The organism is Alteromonas sp. CH_MED4-4 (assembly GCF_037029575.1).
Lineage (GTDB): Bacteria > Pseudomonadota > Gammaproteobacteria > Enterobacterales > Alteromonadaceae > Alteromonas > Alteromonas macleodii.
Window position 1 is genome coordinate 47,864 of the sequence record NZ_JAYMEU010000006.1, and the last position, 19,512, is coordinate 67,375.

Consider the following 19,512-nt stretch of genomic DNA (forward strand, 5'->3'; position numbering starts at 1 on the left):
TTAGCCTCCTGCCACTAGGGTAAATATATCCACGGTATCGTTGTTACTTAAATACGTCGTCGGCCATTCTTGCTTGCTGATAATGGCGGCATTCTTGGCAACGGCAGTGCCTTCGTCTTTCAATTGTTTAAGGGCAATTAATTCACTAAGTGATATAGGAGAAATCACGCTCATTGGTTGATTGTTCACGTTAATGTTAATTTGGGTCATTGGCATACCTCACAAGAAGAAGAGGGGGAAAGCTTGAAACTTTGCAGCGTGCCTTGGCCTGCATGGGCGTTTACGTAGTGGCCCCATTTAATATCGGCATCGAAGCCTCTTGCCAGAAATAACAAGGCTTGGGTAGCTTGGTGGCATGCTGCCATGCCTACTACGGGGCCCAGTACACCTTTGCTAACGCAATCTTCGCGTACGGCAACATTATTCACTAAACACTCGTAGCAACCGCAGGTGGCTGAGTTTTGAGGCAAGTTCAGCGCTTGCCAGGTAAGCCCACTGGCTGCGGCAATAAAAAGCGGAATAGAGGCGCGAAATGACGCCAGGTTTATCTGTCTTCGTACCGTCAGGTTGTCGGTACAATCCAGTACGCAGGTGGCTGATGCAATCAAGGTTGGTAAGTTGTTACTATCAGCAAATAAGCTTTTAAACTGTATGTTTAAATGCGAGTTCACTTTACGCAACTCATTGTAAAGCGACTTGGCTTTAAGCTCGCCTAGGTGCATTTCGTTGTAGCTTATCTGGCGCTGCAAATTACTAATGTCGACGGTGTCACCATCTATAAGTGTAATGTTGCCCACGCCTGCGCCTGCTAAATAGCGCGCGGTTAAGCTGCCCAATCCACCTAAGCCAACGATAACAGCGTGTGCACTCGCCAAATTAAGCTGTCCGTCGTGATCGATGCAATCGAGTAAAAGTTGTCTGCTGTAGCGACGTATATCCTGATGCGCTAACTGCTGGCCCACTGAGTGACTAAGTGAATGAGTAGCTGAATGACTAAGCAAACCCAGCCTCCTGAACCAATGCTTGGTAGGCTTTTAGCGGGTGTGCTGCCTGAGTGATTGCACTTACCACAGCAATGCCGTTAACGCCGGTTTTAGCTACATCGCCTATGCGCGATAAGTTAATACCACCAATAGCAACGGTGGGAATGCCATCGCAAAGCTGCACATACTTTTCTAAACGTGCTACACCTTGGGGCTTCGAAGGCATGTCTTTGGTATTGGTGGGGAAGATATGACCAAGGGCAATGTAAGTCGGGTTTAAAGCGCGAACACGTTGAATTTCAGCGAAGCCGTGCGTCGATATTCCAAGCCGTAAACCCGCACTGCGGATGGCGTTTAGGTCTGCGGTGTCGATATCCTCTTGCCCCAAGTGCACACCGTAAGCCCCGAGTTCTATGGCCAGCTCCCAATAGTCATTAATGAATAATTGGCAGTCGGTGTGTTTCACCAATTCTATTGCCTCTTTTATTTGCTGACGAATGTCTTCTTGGGAGCCTTGCTTAACCCGCAGCTGCATGATTTTTACGCCCGTTGGCCAGAGGCGGGCTATCCATTGCACACTATCCACTACAGGGTAGATGCCTAAATGAGTATGAGTAAGTGCAGGAAAATGAGCTTCTTTACAAGACGAGGCTTCAAGAAGGGTATCCTTATCCCGCTCTTTTTCATTAGCAGTGGCGCCACGTTGCTGAAAGGTCACCAGCGGAAAGCTCTCTGGTTTTGCGGGAAAGCCGTTGGTTCGTGCAAAGTAGGCGGTTAATTCGTTACTTATGGCGTTTGCGTTAGCCGCTGCGCATTGCTTTGGTAGTGTATGGTTGCGAACTTCGCTGACGTAAGCATTAGCAAGAGTAAGTGCGTCTTCAATGCAGTAGTCGTGCACAATGAATGCCGCTAATGCGCTGGCTAACATGCAGCCTGTGCCGCGAAGGTTGCCGTTAGCGTATTTCGGCTGGCTAAAACGAAGAGTGTGAGAGGCGCAAACAAAAATATCGCTCACGTTTTTTTGCCAGTGGGCGTGACCGCCCTTAACGTAAACGCTCTTTGCGCCTTTACCCCTTAGCCGATTGATTGCAGTTAGCAAGCTCGCTTCATCGACAACAGGCAAATGGGTGAGCCACGCAAGCTCATCGATATTTGGCGTAACGATATCTACCGTATTCAACAGTTCGTCAACTACGCTTTCGCTTAACTCACTCAGCACGCCACCTGACGAGGTAGACAGCACAGGGTCCCATACAACGAAGGGGCGAGGGTTAGATGTTTTTTGAATACGTGCACACAACAACAGCGCTTGCTCATCATTAGCAATAGCGCCAATTTTAATAGCGCGTGGTGGGGTATCTTCAAACAGCACCTGCCACTGTTGATTCAATGCCGACGCGCACATGCTTTCCTTACTAAGCATGATTGAGTTGGACTGCACGGTAAGCTGTGTAGTGAGCACACAAGCATGGATGTTCAGATCGGCCAATGTAATGGCGTCGCGGGTAACGCCCGCACCACCGCTACAGTCAACACCTCCCACACACCACACCACAGGAAGTGCAGTGGTGAGGTTGTTGGATGCAGGGCTTATGGACGCTTTCGCCATCATGGTAGCTCTACCTTGCTATCTGCAGTGTGATAAAGCTCTGCGCCAGACTGGTTGAATGCCTGGGCCATCTCTTTCATACCTTTTTCTTTCTCAAACTTTTGCTGCTCTGCTTGTTTAGCCACATCGCGCACTTCCTGAGAAATTTTCATACTGCAAAATTTAGGGCCGCACATAGAGCAGAAATGCGCAACTTTGCCAGACGCCTGCGGCAAGGTTTCATCGTGATAAGCGCGCGCGGTATGAGGGTCGAGAGCTAAATTGAACTGGTCTTCCCATCTGAATTCAAAGCGAGCTTTCGACATGGCGTTGTCGCGAATTTGTGCACCTGGGTGGCCTTTTGCCAAGTCGGCAGCGTGGGCTGCAATTTTGTAGGTGATCAGCCCCTGTTTAACGTCTTCTTTGTTAGGTAGGCCTAAATGCTCTTTAGGTGTTACATAGCACAGCATTGCGCAGCCATACCAACCAATCATGGCGGCACCTATACCTGAAGTGAAGTGATCATAGCCAGGAGCGATATCGGTGGTGAGGGGGCCAAGGGTATAAAACGGTGCTTCGTGGCAGTGCTTAAGCTGCTCTTCCATGTTCGCTTTAATCATATGCATTGGCACATGTCCCGGGCCTTCAATCATTACCTGAACATCGTACTCCCATGCAATTTTCGTCAGCTCTCCAAGGGTACGTAATTCAGAGAATTGCGCGTCGTCGTTAGCGTCAGCTACGCTACCAGGGCGCAGGCCATCACCTAGCGACAGCGCAACATCGTACTTAGCGCAAATTTCGCAAATATCGTGAAAGTGCTCATACAGAAAGCTTTGTTGGTGGTGGCTTAAGCACCACTTTGCCATTATCGAACCGCCGCGCGATACAATGCCGGTTACCCGCTTTGCGGTAAGGTGTACGTACTCAAGCAGCACGCCAGCGTGAATGGTGAAGTAGTCTACGCCTTGTTCGGCTTGCTCAATTAGGGTGTCTTTAAACATGTCCCACGTTAGATCTTCGGCTACACCGTTTACTTTTTCTAGCGCTTGATAAATGGGGACGGTGCCAAGAGGAACTGGACTGTTTCGCAGCAGCCACTCTCGGGTTTCGTGAATGTTTCTGCCGGTAGATAAATCCATGATGGTATCGGCGCCCCAGCGCGTTGACCACACCAGCTTTTCTACCTCTTCTTCAATAGACGAGGTTACTGCTGAATTACCAATGTTTGCGTTAATCTTTACTAGAAAGTTACGCCCTATAATCATTGGTTCTAACTCGGGGTGATTGATGTTGCATGGAATAATGGCGCGGCCTGCGGCCACTTCCTGGCGTACAAATTCAGGCGTGATGGTATCGGGTAAATTCGCACCAAAGTGTTCGCCTTTGTGCTGCTGCGTCAGTTCGGCATCTTTAATGGCTTGGCGCCCCATATTCTCGCGAATGGCAATGTATTCCATTTCAGGGGTAATGATGCCCTGCCTTGCGTAGTGAAGCTGGGTAACGTTTTTGCCTGCTTTTGCTTTTAGTGGTTTGCGGCTGCGAATAAAGCGGAAGTCTTCGGTAAATATGTCGTTTTCACGCTCTTTTGCAAAGCTTGACGAAACGCCCTCTAATTCAAGGGTATCGCTACGCTCTTCAATCCACTTTTGGCGAAGCGGAGCTAGGCCTTTGTGCACATCTATGTTTTCTTGTGGGTCGCCGTAGGGGCCTGAAGTGTCGTAAACAGGAATTGGCGGATTTGGTTCTAAAATAGGGTTGTCTTCTGTTCCACCCACTAAACTGTCGTGTTGGTGAATAAGGCGCATGGCCACACGAATATCGTCACGGCTGCCACACTCGTAGTGGCGTGTTGAATTTGGGTAAGCTTCGCCCGCAAGTTCATTAATGAATTGTTGTGCTTGTTGGCGCTGTTCGCGTCTGTTCGACATAGCATTTTACCTTGTAAATTTAGGTTCTAAAAATGCTTGTCAGGAGTGAAGGAGAATACAAAGTGTAAGTGTAGAAGGGGATAATCCCGTTACTTTAGCGAGATTGTTGGTAAAGGTTCTGGTGATTGCAGCCCTTTACACCGTTGATGATGACTTGGCGATAAACTTAAACAGTTTACCTTGAGTGACGAGCAGCACCGTAATGGGTGTGTTTGTATCATCAACAGCAAAACAACTTCGCTTCACAACGCTAAATCACGATTTAACATTGTGCACATTGTATTTTCTTGTTCCCTTCGCAGGTATTAGCCTGATCAGGTTCTACGGATCCCACTTTCGCGGTCTCAGCTTACTGGATTAACAGTGAAGCACTCCGACAAGTTGTTTAAGTCAATTCGGGTTGTGGTTGAAACAACCCGAATTGAGAATTCCTTTTTACTATATCTTCAATTTTACGGGTAATACAAGTACTACCAGAAAGCTAAATGAATATTCATCTAGCTTGCTAGCTGCTGACCTTCCTTGTAAAGCTGAAGTGCAGTGGCTGTGTCGTGCTTGCGTTCGCTAATTGCAGACAGCAGCAATAAGTCTTCTTTGCGCGACTTCATTTTAGTGGCTTTAAGCAGGGCTTTTTCCGCCAACACATCATCGCCGGAATTGAATGCAACTTGGCCTAGCGTGGAGTATAGCGACACGTTTTCTTCGTCTTGCTTTATCCAGCTTTCAAGCAGTCGTAGTGATGGCGATGCATCAGGAATATTAAGCTGCGTGAACAGCGGAAACAGGGCGCTATTCGGGCCACGTTTTTGCCATTCAACTAGCAAATTCTGTGCGTCGGCATGCATACCTTGGTCAAGCAACTGTTGAATGTAGGCCGCGCGGTAAGCATCGTCGTGACGAAGCTTACGAGGTAGGGTTTCCCAATACGATTTAAGCTCGACAGCGCCTTGTTTGCTGGCAATTTCGGCAAACTTACCCTTGGCGATGCGCTGGCTCCATGTAGTGTAGTCTGCTTTGGGCAATGCTTTACGCCAGCCTGACAAATTCTCTTGAAGTACTTGCCATTTACCTAGCTTGGCAAGAATTTGCGCTTTTAACTGCACAACTTGCTTGTTTTCACGCTCTTGCTCGTCAAGCTCGTTAAGTTTCTCTAATGCCGCATCGTATTTTTCTTCAGCCATATCAATACGCGCGTGCATGACCGTTGCGGCTACTTTCGCTTTTGGAAAGTCAGTTGCCTGAACAAGGAAATAACGGGCTTTGGCTAAATCGTTATTGGCAAAAGCAATTTGCGCTGACGCCAAATAGTTAACGCCTTCGAAATCGCCGTTGGTGGTTTTGCTTAGCGCCTTTTGAGCCGTATCAAAATCACCTGCAGCCATTGCGTGTAAGCCGTCGTAAAACGCACGCTTACGTTTGCGCTCACCTAAGGTGCCGAACCATTTATGTGAACCTGTGATCAGGCTTAACGCCCACAATACCAGTCGAGATAGTACGTACCAGGCAATGACGGCACCTATCACTAAAATACAAAAGCTAATCACCGTCATTTCAACAGCGGTGTTACCCAGTGATATTAGTACGTAGCCCTTATCGCCTAACAACATTGGGCCAACAATTAGTGCAACAACGAATGCGGCTAATACCGCAAGGGCAATAGCTAACCATTTCATAGTGCACTTGCTCCTTGTCCGAACACCTGCTTAACGCGGCTATCCAATAAACGCTCTAGCGGTTTTTGTGACGCTAGCTCTGTAGGTATTGGGCGCGATACATCGGTAGCAATGAGGTTTTGTAGTGCATCTACAAAACCCGTTACCTGGCTTTTTTCGGTGTCGAACTTTTCAATAATTAACGTTTGAGCGTATTGAAGCGACTGGTTGTAAAGCCCTGCATCGCCCTGAAGCGCGGCGGTTTGCGCGTGCATAAGCTGCAGACGAAGCTGCTCTTTTGCTAGGAACTGGGCTTCTAGTGAAAGCACCGGTTCAACCGGGCCCTCAATAGTTTTTATAGTAAGAAAATCGTTCACCAGTGAACGCCACACCTTTGCAAGGTTCTCTTGCCAGTCGTCAGCAGACTCCGATAAGGTTGTGTCTTCTGCATTGGCGTCTTCTGGTTTTTCGAAGGTATCAAGTGGCAATTTGTCAATTTGAGCAATCATACCCGTAAGCGCGAGAGCGATGGAACTTTGTGATACAGGGTTGAGCTGTTGTAAGGTTTGAATATCTTCTGCAAGGTTTGCGCGAACCGGAAGTACCGATGGGTCGGCCAATGACTTTAAGCGTTTATCTGCGTTAACTAGCAGCAAAATTGCTGTGCGTACGTCGTTTTCTAACCAAAGCTTTCTGCCTGCCATGCGAACTAAGTAATCAGCTTCAGCAATGAGCCAGTCTGCCGGGCGGCGACCTTCCATATTATTTAGTTGTTCAAGAGTCGATTCAGCTTGCAGCGTCAGCTTTTCGTTTTGCGCTTTTAACTCGGCTACCGTGCTTTCTAACGTCTGGTTGGTGCGAGCTACTTTGTCGATAGAGGCAACAAGACCAGCGCGCTCACGCTCAATAGTGTTTAGCTGAGAGGTCGTCGTTTGAAGTGCAGATTCAGAGTCCTTGCTTGCCGACTGTTGCTGCATGTAATACCAGTAACCTGCGCCAGCCATACCAAGCACAATAAGGAAAAGGATGATTACAACAAACCACAGTAGACCATTTCCCGACGATTTCTTTTTAGCAGCACCCGATGGTGTTGATTCACTGTGCGTGGCAGAAGATTCGATAACGTCTTTTTTAGCTTCCACTTTCACGAGTTCCTCTTTTTGTGGGCTACTTTCATTGTTGTTGGCCATTCAATACTCCCAGTTATCCTTTACCCAGGCGATGAGTGCCTGATCGGTGGCTCGCTGACAAACCGCTACCTCTTTAATGCCTTGGCTAGTAAGGGTTTTGGCAATTCGGTCGCTCACTGTTAACCATTTAATAGATTTAAGTGCTTGGCCAAATTGCGCAATTAGTTGCAGTGCCATTGCTTCGCTTGTAGCGATAATGCCGCTAACTTCGCCCATTTTCCACCGTTTTGTGTAAATTGGGCTTGTAAGTTGCTCTCTCTTATAAACGCAAAAGCTATTCACTAAAATACCTTTTTCGTCTAATCCAGTGGCTATGGCGTCGCGCCCACCTTCACCCTTAATGATAACGACATGCTGACAGTTTGCCTCATTAAGTTGGTGCATTGCCAGTATACCTTCGGATGTATGGGCTTCGGGAATAGCAACCTGCGCCGATGAAAACGCCTGAAGTCCCGCTTGTAATTTTCGTGCAGTGGCATCGCCCACAGCTATGATCAATGGTAATTCGTTAGCCGTTTCGCGTAAGCCTTCAATAACGGTGTCTACAGCATATACGCTGGTAACAACAATTGCGTTTACTGCATTTGACGCTAAAAATTCTGCAGCAGCTTTTCTTTCAGACGAAATATCAATGATGTTAGACGTGGCAACGCCTACCGCGTCAATTCCGGCTTTTTCAAAGGCAGAAGCACTTGCTTTTAACTTTGGCAGTGGGCGTGTAAACAGCAACATACTATCGAATTTTCATCCTTTTATTTTACTGCGTAAACCTGCACGCATTCGACAAACTATAACTTAGTTATAAAGCGCCTTTAAGATTTCACCGGCACCTTGCTCAAGAAGGGATTCCGCTACTTCAACACCAATATCTGCGGCTTTTTCTCGCGACGCTGTAGCAGAAGCAAAGAGCAGTTCTGAACCATCTGGCTTACCAACCATGCCGGTTAGTGTCAGCACATCGCCATCAAGCGTGGCAAAGCTACCAATAGGTACTTGGCAGCCGCCTTCCAATCTCTCGTTCATGGCGCGTTCCGCAGTAACGCGTGTATTGGTGTCCGTATGGTTCAGCGCCTGTAGCAACTTAATTAGCTCTTCATCGTCGTTACGGCACTCAATACCTACGGCACCTTGTCCAACGGCGGGTAGTGAAATATCAGCGGGTAACGGCATGCGAATACGAGATTCCATTTCAAGGCGAATAAGGCCAGCAGAAGCTAAGATAATGGCGTCGTACTCATCTGCGTCTAGCTTGGCTAGACGAGTATTCACGTTTCCGCGCAGGTCCTTGATGATAAGGTCAGGGCGATACTTGCGAATTTGGCACTGTCTGCGAAGGCTAGACGTACCTACTACTGCGCCCTGGGGTAGGGCATCTAAACTGTCGTGGTTATTTGAAACAAAAGCGTCGAACGGGTTTTCTCGCTCACAAATAGCGTGAAGGCCAAAACCTTCAGGAAATTCAACCGGTACGTCTTTCATAGAGTGCACGGCAATATCGGCACGGCCTTCAAGCATGGCAATTTCAAGCTCTTTTATGAAAAGTCCTTTACCACCAATTTTCGCCAGAGGTGTATCTAAAATTTTGTCGCCCTGCGTGCTCATAGGCACAAGCTCAACGGTCATTGACGGATAATGCTCCAACAATTTTGCCTTCACATACTCTGCTTGCCAAAGCGCTAAAGCACTTTTTCTAGTAGCAATTCGAACGGTGCGGGTAGTGTTGAGGTGACTCATGGCTATTCCAAACTATATTAAAAGAAACTAAAACGATGTATCACAAAACGTCATACGATATACCCCGTAGTATACGCATTTTCTGTATTAATGTTTGAAATTAGGCGCAGTTTTCTCCTTGGTTATTATTAGACATTCAGTCTATGCTGAAAGGAATAATGGTCAATTAGTTTTAAATGCGGAGATAAGTCTTTTTATGGACAGTTCGTCGTTGCGTCAATTACTTAGAAGTGCTCAGCAAGATGAAGCGGAAGCAAAACGAAGGCGCTTAACGCTATATTTCATATCTTATGTTGGTGGCACCATTATGGCGTTTATGGCGTGGATCAACATGGGCACAAACAACCCATTGCTCGTTGGAACGCTGGCGGGGTCAGCTGCTTTTGTGTACGCCAATGTGGCGTTATCCCATATGTTCCCTCGCGTCGATGTCTTCTATTATTTAGCAGGCTTAGTGGTAGCATTTACCATAAACGGCTTGGTTTATACCGGCGGGCTCAATAACACTGGGCTTTATTTTATTTTTCCCCTGCTTTTTATTCAGATAGTTGTTGTGCGTTTCAAGCCCGCCATGGTTTACGTAGCAGTAACCATGGGTATCGCTATTTTTATGCTCTACAATCAAGAAAAAATAGTGGCTGAGTACCCAGCAGAGCATGTTTCCCGCTTCTTAATCGCTACGTTCTGTTTTATTTGCGTCGCCTTTATAGGTGAAAATTTCTGGCATCAAAGCAGAAAAGAAATGCTGCGTGAAAATTTAGAGCGCATGCGTCAGGCTAATACCGATCCGCTTACAAAACTTCCTAACCGGCGATTCCTTGAGGCTGTTTTTTTTGAACGCGCAATGCAAGATCCCGGTGCTCATTTCCCTTTAAGTGCGGTGGTGGTAGATATTGACCATTTCAAAACAATCAACGATACCTATGGCCACGATATTGGTGACGAAGTGCTTATACATATCACTCGCCTAATGAAAGAAGCAGTAAGAACTACTGACGTGGTGGCAAGAACCGGTGGTGAAGAGTTTTTGGTCTTATTCCCTCATGCGACGTTGAGCCAAGCGGTAAAATTAGCAGAAAAAATGAGGAAGGTGGTTGAAGCTAACCCGTTTGTAGAAGGTGATGTTAATCACTCGATAACCGCAAGCTTTGGTGTAGCCACAGCGCTTACTGATACAAACTTGCACGCTTGTTTGAAGCAGGCCGATGACAACCTTTACAAAGCTAAAAATGCGGGGCGCAACAGAGTCGTCGAATAGTTTTGGAATAAACGTGAAATAAAGAAGAGACGGAAGGCGCGACTTTTTAATCGACAGACGTGTACCCACTCACGCTAAGAAGAAAGCTGGCTTTTGTTGCTGCACCAGCTTTTTCTTTTGTTTAAATACCAGAGGCTGTTGATCTTTATTATATGAACGTAATTTGCAGCAAGGGCCAACAGGCTCTTAAGGCATTACCCTAGAACTTTTTGAAGCCACGCACTTATGTCGTTAAGCTCTTGCATACAAACATTGTGCTGCATGGTGTAAGTCTGCCACGTGGCATTAAAGCCACTTTCGCTCAGCGTTTTGAACGCAGCATTGCCCATAAATACCGGCACCACTTCGTCTTGCTCACCATGTGCCATCATAATTGGCGTTTCGCGGTTTGTGTCTTTTGCTTCGCTTCCAAGAAGTGATGGCTCGCACATATAAGTAGATAGAGCGATAACACCTGCAAATTTATTGGCATATCTAGGTGCTAAGTGCAGAGCAATAACACCGCCTTGAGAAAATCCTGCAAGTACAATACGTTCGCTAGGAATGCCACTTTCAATTTGTGCTTCGATAAGCGCTTCTACCTGAGCAGCCGACTCTTTTACACCCTCTAAGTCCGCACGGCTTTCAAAATCTAACGATTTGATATCGTACCAAGCGCGCATTCTCATGCCGCCATTGATAGTCACAGGGCGTTCTGGAGCGTGAGGAAAGAGAAATTTAACCGCCATTGATTCGGGCAGTTTTAGCTCGGGCACAATAGGCGCAAAACCATGGCCTGAATCGCCAAGACCGTGAAGCCAGATAACGCAGGCATCAGGCGTAGTGGATGGGTTTATCTCTACGCACGGCAGAAGTTGCTGAGTCATGCTTTATTTCCTAGTTTTGGGGTCAGAGTACATTTAGGGCCAGAAAAAGTACTCTGACCCCATTAATTTTTGCTGTGGTAACCCATCGGCATAAGCTTGATGAGAGTGAACCAAGTTTTCACTATGCAATGAAAGGTACGGCACAACCGCTTAATATGCTATCATTGCCACTTGAAATCACCACATTTTGAAAGAATTTTAATACCCTATGGCTTCACTACTCGGCAACTTATTCATTCTTGCAGCTCCTTCTGGAGCAGGAAAATCAAGCCTTATAAAGGCGCTAATGGAAAAGTATGAAAGCAATACAGCTACGCCAATGCAGGTGTCTGTATCTCATACAACACGTCAACCTCGTCCGGGTGAAGTCGACGGTGTGCACTACCATTTTGTGAGTCGAGAGCAGTTTGAAGCGCTGATTGAACAGGGTGTGTTTTTTGAATACGCAGAAGTATTTGGCAATTATTACGGCACATCCCGCGTGACGATTGAACAAACTTTGCACCGTGGTATTGACGTATTTTTAGATATCGATTGGCAGGGCGCGCGCCAAGTCAAAAAGCTTATGCCAGACACATGCGGTATTTTCATTCTTCCGCCTTCACTCGACGTGCTAGAGCAGCGTTTAAATAATCGCGGTCAAGACAGTGAAGAAGTCATTGCAGGGCGTATGGCGCAAGCTGTAGCTGAAATGTCTCATTTTAATGAATTTGATAGTGTAATTATCAACGACGACTTTGCGACTGCGTTAAACGATTTGGAAGCCATCGTTACAGCACAGCGACTTCGCACGGGAAAACAACAAATGCGCCATCAAGTGCTATTGGACGAACTGCTCGGTAGCGCGTAAGCTTAACTTAACAATACGTGTTTTGTTTTAGCATCGAACGATCGCTGCATAAATTGCATGATCTGACTGCTTCAAATTCAAACAAAACGCTAGGATCGCGCCACGTATCTGTGTATACTACGCGGCCGTTTTTTGAATAACTTGCTCAACCTAATTTTCGGAGAAATACATGGCTCGCGTAACTGTAGAAGATGCCGTAGATAAAATTGGTAACCGCTTTGACCTAGTGCTTGTTGCTGCACGCCGTGCACGTCAAATTGCCACTGAAGGCAAAGATCCTATGGTTGACGTTCAAAACGATAAGCCAACTGTTACAGCACTTCGTGAAATTGAAGAAGGTTTGGTAACGGCTGCTACGCTTGAACAAGCAGAACTTCAAGCTCAAGAGCAGCAAGAACATGCTGAATTTACATCAGTAGCAAACATCCTATCTGATCAATAAAACCTCTTTTTAACGGTTTTATCGGTATTTTAGCGCCAGTGCTTTGAAAAAAGCACTGGCGCTTTACTTTTGGCGTATTGGCTTCTTGCACAATTAAACGTATTCTTAGGGTTGTAACGTTAGATAAGGGTCACGCTTCACTGTGTATTTGTTTGAAGGTTTAAAGCAGAAAGTTTTAGAGTACTTACCAGCCGACCGCGTTCAGTTGGTACAAGAATCTTTTGTGCTTGCGCAAGAAGCGCATGACGGACAAATGCGTTCAAGCGGCGATCCGTACATTACTCACCCAGTTGCCGTCGCCGGTATTTTGGCTGACATGCACCTTGATCACGAAACGATCATGGCAGCACTCCTTCACGACGTTATTGAAGATACCCATTACAGCAAAGAAGACTTAGCCGAAGCTTTTGGCGATACCGTTGCTGAACTGGTAGAAGGGGTAAGTAAGCTAGATAAACTCGCGTTTAGCACTAAACAGGAAGCGCAGGCGGAGAACTTCCGTAAAATGATGATGGCCATGGTGCAAGACATCAGGGTTATTCTTATCAAGCTTGCTGATCGCACGCACAACATGCGCACACTCGGGTCATTACGACCGGACAAGCGCCGCCGCATTGCGCTAGAAACGCTAGAAATCTATGCGCCAATTGCCCACCGCTTGGGTATTCACGATATTAAAAATGAGCTTGAAGATTTAGGCTTTCAGGCCATGTATCCAATGCGCCATCGCGCACTAAAGTCTGCTGTGCGCCAGGCCCGCGGTAATCGTAAAGAGATTATCGAAAACATTCGCGAAGAGCTGAACACTCGTTTAGACGCCTATCAAATTGAGTCGAATGTACTGGGTCGCGAAAAACACTTGTATTCCATTTACCGCAAAATGAAAAACAAAGAACTGATGTTCAATGAGGTAATGGATATTTATGCGTTTCGCATCGTTGTTCAATCGGTAGATAACTGTTATCGCGCCCTTGGTGCTATGCATGGGCTGTACAAGCCTATTGAAAACCGTTTTAAAGATTATATCGCTATCCCTCGAACCAACGGCTATCAGTCGTTGCATACGTCATTAATTGGCCCGCACGGCATTCCTGTGGAAATTCAAATTCGAACCCAGGAAATGGACCAAATGGCAGATAAAGGGGTAGCGGCGCACTGGCTTTACAAAGAACCTGGCGATAATGGCACCACTGCACAGCTTCGAGCGCGCAAGTGGATGCAAAGCCTGCTTGAGCTTCAGCAGTCGGCCAGCTCATCCTTTGAATTCATCGAATCGGTAAAAACCGATCTGTTCCCTGATGAAATTTACGTATTTACTCCAGACGGGCGAATTATTGAATTACCGACTGGTGCGACCGCTGTCGACTTTGCCTACGCCGTACACTCTGATGTAGGTAATACCTGTGTAGGTGTGCGCGTAGAGCGCAGAAACTTCAGCTTAAGTAAGCCGCTTGAAAACGGTCAAACCGTGGAAATTATTACCTCGCCGAAAGCGAAGCCAAATGCGAACTGGCTAAACTTTGTGGTGAGCGCTCGTGCGCGTACCCGTATTCGCCAGTATCTGCGTAAACAGCATTCTCAAGAAGCGGTGAACATGGGTAACCGTCTACTTCGTCATGCGTTAGGCAGCGTTAAACTAGACGATATTCCAAACGAAGATATCGAACGTGTGGTGGCCGAAACTAAGCATGCTAATTTTGACGATTTGCTAGTAGATATCGGGCTTGGTAACGAGCTAAGCGCAATTGTAGCGCGCCGTTTATTGGGTGAAAGCACAACAGACTTATCAGACAAGAAAGGTAATGTGGCTATTCGCGGCACAGAAGGCCTGCTTGTTCACTATTCTCGTTGTTGCCATCCTATTCCAGACGATGAAATTGTAGCGGTTTTAAGCCCCGGTCGCGGTATGACTATTCACCAAATTGGGTGTAACAATATTCGCAAGCTTACGCGAGAAGAACCTCAGCGCGTGCTGCCCATGCAGTGGGACGACAACCCGCAAGGCGAATTTAAAGCGTCACTGCGTATAGAGTTGTTTAACCATCAGGGCACACTGGCAACTTTAACGAACACCATTTCAGGGTGCGATTCCAATATCATTGGTCTGCAAACTGAAGAGAAAGAGAGTAATATCTACTTTATTGACCTTGAACTTACCACGCACAACCGTGTGCACTTGGCTCGCGTAATGAAGAAAATACGTACCATGCCGGAAGTTCAAAGAGTGTCTCGTCATAGTCAATCACGACACTAATTACTACACTATTTAGGAACTACTATGTCTAAGTCTATTATTCAGACCGATAAGGCACCTGCTGCTATTGGTACTTACAGCCAAGCGGTTAAAGCAGGTACTACCGTTTATCTTTCAGGTCAAATTCCTCTTGTTGCTGAAACTATGGAAATGGTTTCTGACGACTTTGAAGCGCAAGCTGTACAAGTTTTTGAGAACATTAAAGCGGTGTGTGACGCTGCGGGCGGCACTACAAATGACTTAGTGAAGGTGAACATCTTCCTTATCGACCTAGGTCACTTTGCAACGGTTAATGAGATCATGAGCCGTTACTTTACCAAACCTTACCCAGCGCGCGCAGCCGTTCAGGTGTCTGCATTGCCTAAAGGTGCACAAATTGAAATTGATGGTGTAATGGAACTGCCGGAGTAAGCCATGTCACCTGAGCGTTACCAGCGCATAAGACAAGTGCTGGAAAGAAGGCAAACTGATCTTACGGTTTGCCTTGAAAATGTACACAAGCCGCATAACGTATCTGCAGTAGTGAGAACCTGTGATGCAGTGGGTATTCATCGCGTTCACACCGTGTGGGAAAAGAAATACCAGTTTCGTCGCGGCACCGCTATGGGAAGCCAACAATGGGTGCGTCAAACCAATCACGATAATATCAACGACGCGATGGCTGAATTAAAAGGCCAAGGTATGCAGGTGCTGGTAACCCACTTATCTGATACCGCTGTCGATTTTCGTGATATTGATTACACCAAGCCTACGGCTATTTTGTTTGGTCAAGAGAAATACGGTGCCTCTGATGAGGCGAAAGCCGTTGCCGATCACGACATTGTTATTCCTATGATGGGCATGGTGCAGTCGTTGAACGTATCGGTAGCCGCAGCGCTAGTACTTTACGAAGCCCAGCGCCAACGTACTATTGCAGGTATGTATAACACCCAGCAGTTACCAGAAGAAGAGTGCCAAGCATTGGCCTTTCAAAATGGTTACCCGCGTTTGTATAAACTTTGCCAACGCAAAGGTTTGCCTTTGCCTGCTATTAACGCCATTGGTGAAGTGGATGCCGACGATAGCTGGTGGAAAGAAATGCAGATCACAAAAGCAGAAGCAAACGCGCTAGAGGCCGACTAGGGCCTAACCTATTGGTAGCACTTTTAGTTTTGCTCGTACTTGTATAGGGGCCAGCGTAAAAAACTGGCCTAAAGCGTACTCGCCAACCCCTCAACAATCCTTTACACTTCTTTTCCTATAACATGTTGAATAACACCAGCTTGTGCCAATTCAAAGGTTAAATAGTTAATGTTCCAAAAGAAGGATATCGCTTGATGCAAGCACTGGCCACTACACCCATTACTGCGCTTAAAGGCGTAGGCGCAAAGGTGGCAGAAAAGCTTAACAAAATAGGTTTGTTTACCCTTCAAGATATTCTGTTTCATCTTCCTCACCGCTACGAAGACAGAACCCGTATTTATAGCGTGGCAGAGTGCCGCCCGTTTACTCATGTAAGCGTGCAGGGCCAGGTAATGAGCGCCGACATTCAATATGGCAAGAAGCGCATGCTGGTGGTCAAGCTTAGCGACGGTACTGGTACCATAACCTTACGCTTTTTCCACTTTGGTGCGGTGCAGCGTTCAATCATGACACCAGGCAACACGGTGCGCTGTTTTGGAGAAGTGCGTACTGGCAAGTGGGGCATTGAGATGATGCACCCAGAGTTTAAGCTTGTGGATGAAGACGCGCCACCATCAGAAGAATCACTAACCCCGGTTTATCCCACTACCGACGGTGTAAAACAGCTAACCCTTCGTAATTTGACTGACCAAGCTTTAAAGCTTTTGGATAAAGGGGCGCTGGCCGATTTGCTGCCCGACGGTATTTACGATAATCAAATAAGCCTGAACGAGGCCCTTCATCTGGTACACAGGCCGCCGCCTGATGTCGACGTTCACGAAATGGAAGAGGGGTTGCACCCTGCCCAGTATCGGTTAATTCTGGAAGAGCTGCTGTCTCATCACCTTAGTGTGCTTAAAGTGCGAAAGCTATCAGATGCGCAGCCTGGCATTCCCATTAAGGTGAATCAGCCGCTTATCGATAAAATGCTTGCCCAATTACCATTTTCACCAACGGGTGCTCAGGCTCGCGTGGTACAAGACATTCAAAAAGATATGCAGCATGCGCGACCCATGATGCGCTTGGTTCAAGGAGACGTTGGCTCAGGTAAAACCTTGGTTGCCGCACTGGCAGCGTTATCAGCCATTGGGGCAGGGCATCAGGTAGCGTTAATGGCGCCCACAGAGCTATTGGCAGAACAGCACGCCAATAACTTTCGCGGATGGCTAGAGCCTTTGGGAATAGAGGTAGGTTGGCTTGCCGGAAAGCTTAAAGGCAAAGCCCGTAATGAAGTATTAGCGCGGTTAGAAGCCGGTGATATTCAAATGTTGGTGGGTACCCATGCTATTTTCCAAGAAAGCGTGAACTACCAGCAGTTAGCGCTGGTTATTGTGGATGAGCAGCACCGTTTTGGCGTGCATCAACGGTTAGCCCTTCGTGATAAAGGTGAGCAACAAGGCCGCTATCCTCACCAGCTGATCATGACGGCAACGCCTATTCCAAGAACGCTGGCCATGACGGCCTATGCCGATTTAGACACTTCGGTTATTGATGAATTGCCACCGGGCAGAACACCGGTACAAACTGTGGTGCTGCCGGATACACGCCGCGCTGATGTGATAGAGCGAGTGCGTCAGGCCTGTAAAGAAAATGGTCGGCAAGCGTATTGGGTGTGTACGCTTATTGATGAGTCGGAAGTGTTGGAATGTCAGGCAGCAGAAGACGCTGCGGTTACCCTGCGTACCGCGCTGCCAGACTTACACGTTGGCTTGGTACACGGGCGATTAAAACCCGCTGAAAAAGCGCAGGTTATGGCTGACTTTAAAGACGGAAAGCTGGATTTATTGGTCGCAACTACCGTCATTGAAGTAGGCGTAGATGTGCCCAATGCCAGTATCATGATTATTGAAAACCCTGAACGCTTGGGCCTAGCGCAGCTTCACCAGCTTAGAGGGCGAGTAGGGCGTGGTGCGGTAGAAAGTCAGTGTGTACTTATGTACCAAAGCCCACTATCGAAAACCGCTACTCAGCGCCTTGGCGTATTGCGTGAGTCTAATGACGGGTTTTATATTGCCCAGCGAGATTTGGAAATTCGTGGTCCGGGTGAGTTTATGGGGACAAAACAAACCGGAATGGCCGAGCTTAAAATAGCAGATCTTGTGCGCGACGCCGCTCTTATTCCTAAGGTTCAGGAAATTGCCTATACCCTTTGGGACAAGTATCCCTCTCACGCTCAAGCCATCATTAATAGGTGGATAGGGCACAAGGAGCAGTACGGTCATGCTTAATCATGTGCCTTTAATCATTTGTGATGACGCCAATAGCGATGACGCTAAATTAATTAGTGCAATCAGTGAGAAGTGGGGTTTTCCTGTTGTCAGCAGCAGTGAAAAGCCTACCGAAGGCCTGTATCTACAGGTACAAAACGGCGTGCTAGGCCTTGCCGACGCAGGCGAGAAAAAAGTGAACCCAGTAGAGGTTGATTTTGCATCGCCCGCTAGTTTGTATCGCAAGCAGCACGGTGGCGGGCGCAAAGAACCTATTGTTAAAGCCATTGGCCTTAAAGGTAACGAAGCGTGGCATGTGGTAGATGCAACACCTGGGCTAGGTCGTGATGCCTTTGTTTTGGTAAGCGTTGGCTGCAAGGTCACTATGATAGAGCGATCGCCAGTTGTTGCCGCTTTACTCGAAGACGGTATTCGCAGATTAGCGCTTAGTTTTCCAGAACTTGCAGCTAAAATCTCGCTTCAACATGGAAATAGTGCTGAGGTAATGCAATACTTCACTGGTGAGAATGTGAACGCTATTTACTTAGACCCCATGTTCCCACATAAAAAGAAGTCAGCCTTGGTGAAAAAGGAAATGCGGCTGTTTCAGCAACTGCTTGGTCACGATCCAGATGCAGATGCGCTGTTACCGCCAGCACTAAAGCTAGCCACGCACCGGGTAGTGGTTAAACGCCCAAACAGTGCAGACGTGCTGGCAGGAGAGAAACCCTCCATGGCAATAGAAAGTAAAAAACATAGATTTGATGTGTATTTGTGTCAAAAACCCTAGGAGAACAACATGATACAAGTTGGTAGCACCTTGCCTGAAGTAGATTTTAGCCTTTTAGAAAACGGCGAAATAACCAACCCAGGAACGAACGAACTGTTTTCGGATAAACGCGTTGTATTGTTTGCGGTACCCGGTGCATTTACACCGACCTGTTCTCAAGCCCACTTACCGGGCTATGTAGCGCTTGCTGATAAGCTTAAAGCCAAAGGTATTGATAGTATTATTTGCTTAAGCGTGAACGATGCATTTGTTATGGATGCATGGGGCAAAGCAAGCAATGCTGAAGAGATCATAATGCTGGCAGACGGCAATGGTTTCTTTACCAAGCAAATTGGCTTAGACATGAGCACGGGCAATTTTGGCGGCTTGCGTTCGTTACGTTATTCAATGCTTGTGGAAGATGGCGAAGTGAAAAAGCTAAACGTTGAAGACCCAGGTCGTTTCGACGTTAGCGATGCGCAAACCATGCTAGATAGCCTGTAACACCGAAAATACGGCGTTAATAATATCAAGAGCCCGCAACTAAGGTTGCGGGTTTTTTTCGTTTAGATGTTTGTGAATAGGTTAATTGACTTAAGCGTATACTTGGTTGCCATTTTCATTAAA

At 47.0% G+C, this 19,512-nt stretch carries 18 protein-coding genes and 1 riboswitch; of the genes, 9 read left to right on the forward strand and 9 right to left on the reverse strand.

Going from position 1 to position 19,512, the window contains the following annotated elements:
- From thiS to hemC, 8 genes are all read right to left on the reverse strand, one after another.
- Positions 1-210, reverse strand: a complete 210-nt coding sequence (thiS, locus tag WA381_RS06025; RefSeq protein ID WP_131137848.1) for a sulfur carrier protein ThiS — start codon at positions 208-210, stop codon at positions 1-3.
- Positions 207-1,001: a HesA/MoeB/ThiF family protein gene (locus tag WA381_RS06030; protein WP_156085713.1), complete on the reverse strand. Its 795-nt coding sequence runs from the start codon at positions 999-1,001 to the stop codon at positions 207-209. Before WA381_RS06030 ends, thiS begins: the two co-directional genes overlap by 4 nt.
- Positions 994-2,595 (reverse strand): thiamine phosphate synthase, encoded by a 1,602-nt coding sequence (thiE, locus tag WA381_RS06035; protein WP_156085714.1) that lies wholly within the window; start codon positions 2,593-2,595, stop codon positions 994-996. The genes WA381_RS06030 and thiE overlap by 8 nt, the downstream gene beginning before the upstream one ends.
- Complete coding sequence (gene thiC, locus WA381_RS06040; protein ID WP_156085715.1) at positions 2,592-4,502, reverse strand: phosphomethylpyrimidine synthase ThiC; 1,911 nt, start codon at positions 4,500-4,502, stop codon at positions 2,592-2,594. The genes thiE and thiC overlap by 4 nt, the downstream gene beginning before the upstream one ends.
- Before the next feature lie 274 nt (positions 4,503-4,776).
- Positions 4,777-4,888: riboswitch (TPP riboswitch) on the reverse strand.
- A 111-nt stretch (positions 4,889-4,999) separates the two neighbouring features.
- Positions 5,000-6,175: a heme biosynthesis HemY N-terminal domain-containing protein gene (locus WA381_RS06045; protein WP_039226928.1), complete on the reverse strand. Its 1,176-nt coding sequence runs from the start codon at positions 6,173-6,175 to the stop codon at positions 5,000-5,002.
- Positions 6,172-7,344, reverse strand: coding sequence for a uroporphyrinogen-III C-methyltransferase (locus tag WA381_RS06050; RefSeq protein ID WP_156085716.1), 1,173 nt, complete (start codon positions 7,342-7,344; stop codon positions 6,172-6,174). The genes WA381_RS06045 and WA381_RS06050 overlap by 4 nt, the downstream gene beginning before the upstream one ends.
- Positions 7,345-8,076: a uroporphyrinogen-III synthase gene (locus WA381_RS06055; RefSeq protein WP_014947800.1), complete on the reverse strand. Its 732-nt coding sequence runs from the start codon at positions 8,074-8,076 to the stop codon at positions 7,345-7,347. It abuts the gene before it with no gap.
- Positions 8,077-8,139: 63 nt separating this feature from the next.
- The gene (gene hemC, locus WA381_RS06060) at positions 8,140-9,078 is read right to left on the reverse strand and encodes a hydroxymethylbilane synthase (protein WP_156085717.1); all 939 of its coding nucleotides are present in this window, start codon (positions 9,076-9,078) and stop codon (positions 8,140-8,142) included.
- A 196-nt stretch (positions 9,079-9,274) separates the two neighbouring features.
- On the opposite strand from hemC, the gene WA381_RS06065 reads away from it, so the two are divergent.
- Positions 9,275-10,336 carry a GGDEF domain-containing protein gene (locus WA381_RS06065; protein ID WP_049587575.1) on the forward strand — a complete coding sequence of 354 codons (1,062 nt, stop codon included), beginning with the start codon at positions 9,275-9,277 and terminating at the stop codon, positions 10,334-10,336.
- Positions 10,337-10,530: 194 nt separating this feature from the next.
- Here WA381_RS06065 and WA381_RS06070 read toward each other — a convergent pair whose 3' ends face one another.
- Positions 10,531-11,202, reverse strand: coding sequence for an alpha/beta hydrolase (locus WA381_RS06070; RefSeq protein WP_014977932.1), 672 nt, complete (start codon positions 11,200-11,202; stop codon positions 10,531-10,533).
- A gap of 208 nt (positions 11,203-11,410) precedes the next feature.
- On the opposite strand from WA381_RS06070, the gene gmk reads away from it, so the two are divergent.
- From gmk to WA381_RS06110, 8 genes are all read left to right on the forward strand, one after another.
- The gene (gene gmk, locus WA381_RS06075) at positions 11,411-12,052 is read left to right on the forward strand and encodes a guanylate kinase (protein WP_014947804.1); all 642 of its coding nucleotides are present in this window, start codon (positions 11,411-11,413) and stop codon (positions 12,050-12,052) included.
- Between the two features lie 169 nt (positions 12,053-12,221).
- Positions 12,222-12,494 (forward strand): DNA-directed RNA polymerase subunit omega, encoded by a 273-nt coding sequence (rpoZ, locus tag WA381_RS06080; protein ID WP_156085718.1) that lies wholly within the window; start codon positions 12,222-12,224, stop codon positions 12,492-12,494.
- A 142-nt stretch (positions 12,495-12,636) separates the two neighbouring features.
- Positions 12,637-14,748 (forward strand): bifunctional GTP diphosphokinase/guanosine-3',5'-bis pyrophosphate 3'-pyrophosphohydrolase, encoded by a 2,112-nt coding sequence (gene spoT / locus WA381_RS06085; protein ID WP_061093918.1) that lies wholly within the window; start codon positions 12,637-12,639, stop codon positions 14,746-14,748.
- A 24-nt stretch (positions 14,749-14,772) separates the two neighbouring features.
- Positions 14,773-15,159, forward strand: coding sequence for a RidA family protein (locus WA381_RS06090; protein ID WP_014975316.1), 387 nt, complete (start codon positions 14,773-14,775; stop codon positions 15,157-15,159).
- Positions 15,160-15,162: 3 nt separating this feature from the next.
- Entirely contained in the window at positions 15,163-15,870 is a 708-nt protein-coding gene (gene trmH / locus WA381_RS06095; RefSeq protein WP_014975317.1) for a tRNA (guanosine(18)-2'-O)-methyltransferase TrmH, read from the forward strand.
- A 194-nt stretch (positions 15,871-16,064) separates the two neighbouring features.
- The gene (gene recG, locus WA381_RS06100) at positions 16,065-18,137 is read left to right on the forward strand and encodes an ATP-dependent DNA helicase RecG (RefSeq protein WP_049587128.1); all 2,073 of its coding nucleotides are present in this window, start codon (positions 16,065-16,067) and stop codon (positions 18,135-18,137) included.
- Entirely contained in the window at positions 18,130-18,906 is a 777-nt protein-coding gene (locus WA381_RS06105) for a class I SAM-dependent methyltransferase (RefSeq protein ID WP_156085719.1), read from the forward strand. The genes recG and WA381_RS06105 overlap by 8 nt, the downstream gene beginning before the upstream one ends.
- Before the next feature lie 9 nt (positions 18,907-18,915).
- On the forward strand, positions 18,916-19,389 hold the full coding sequence (locus tag WA381_RS06110) for a peroxiredoxin (protein ID WP_156085720.1): 474 nt from the start codon (positions 18,916-18,918) through the stop codon (positions 19,387-19,389).
- Positions 19,390-19,512 lie beyond the last annotated feature (123 nt).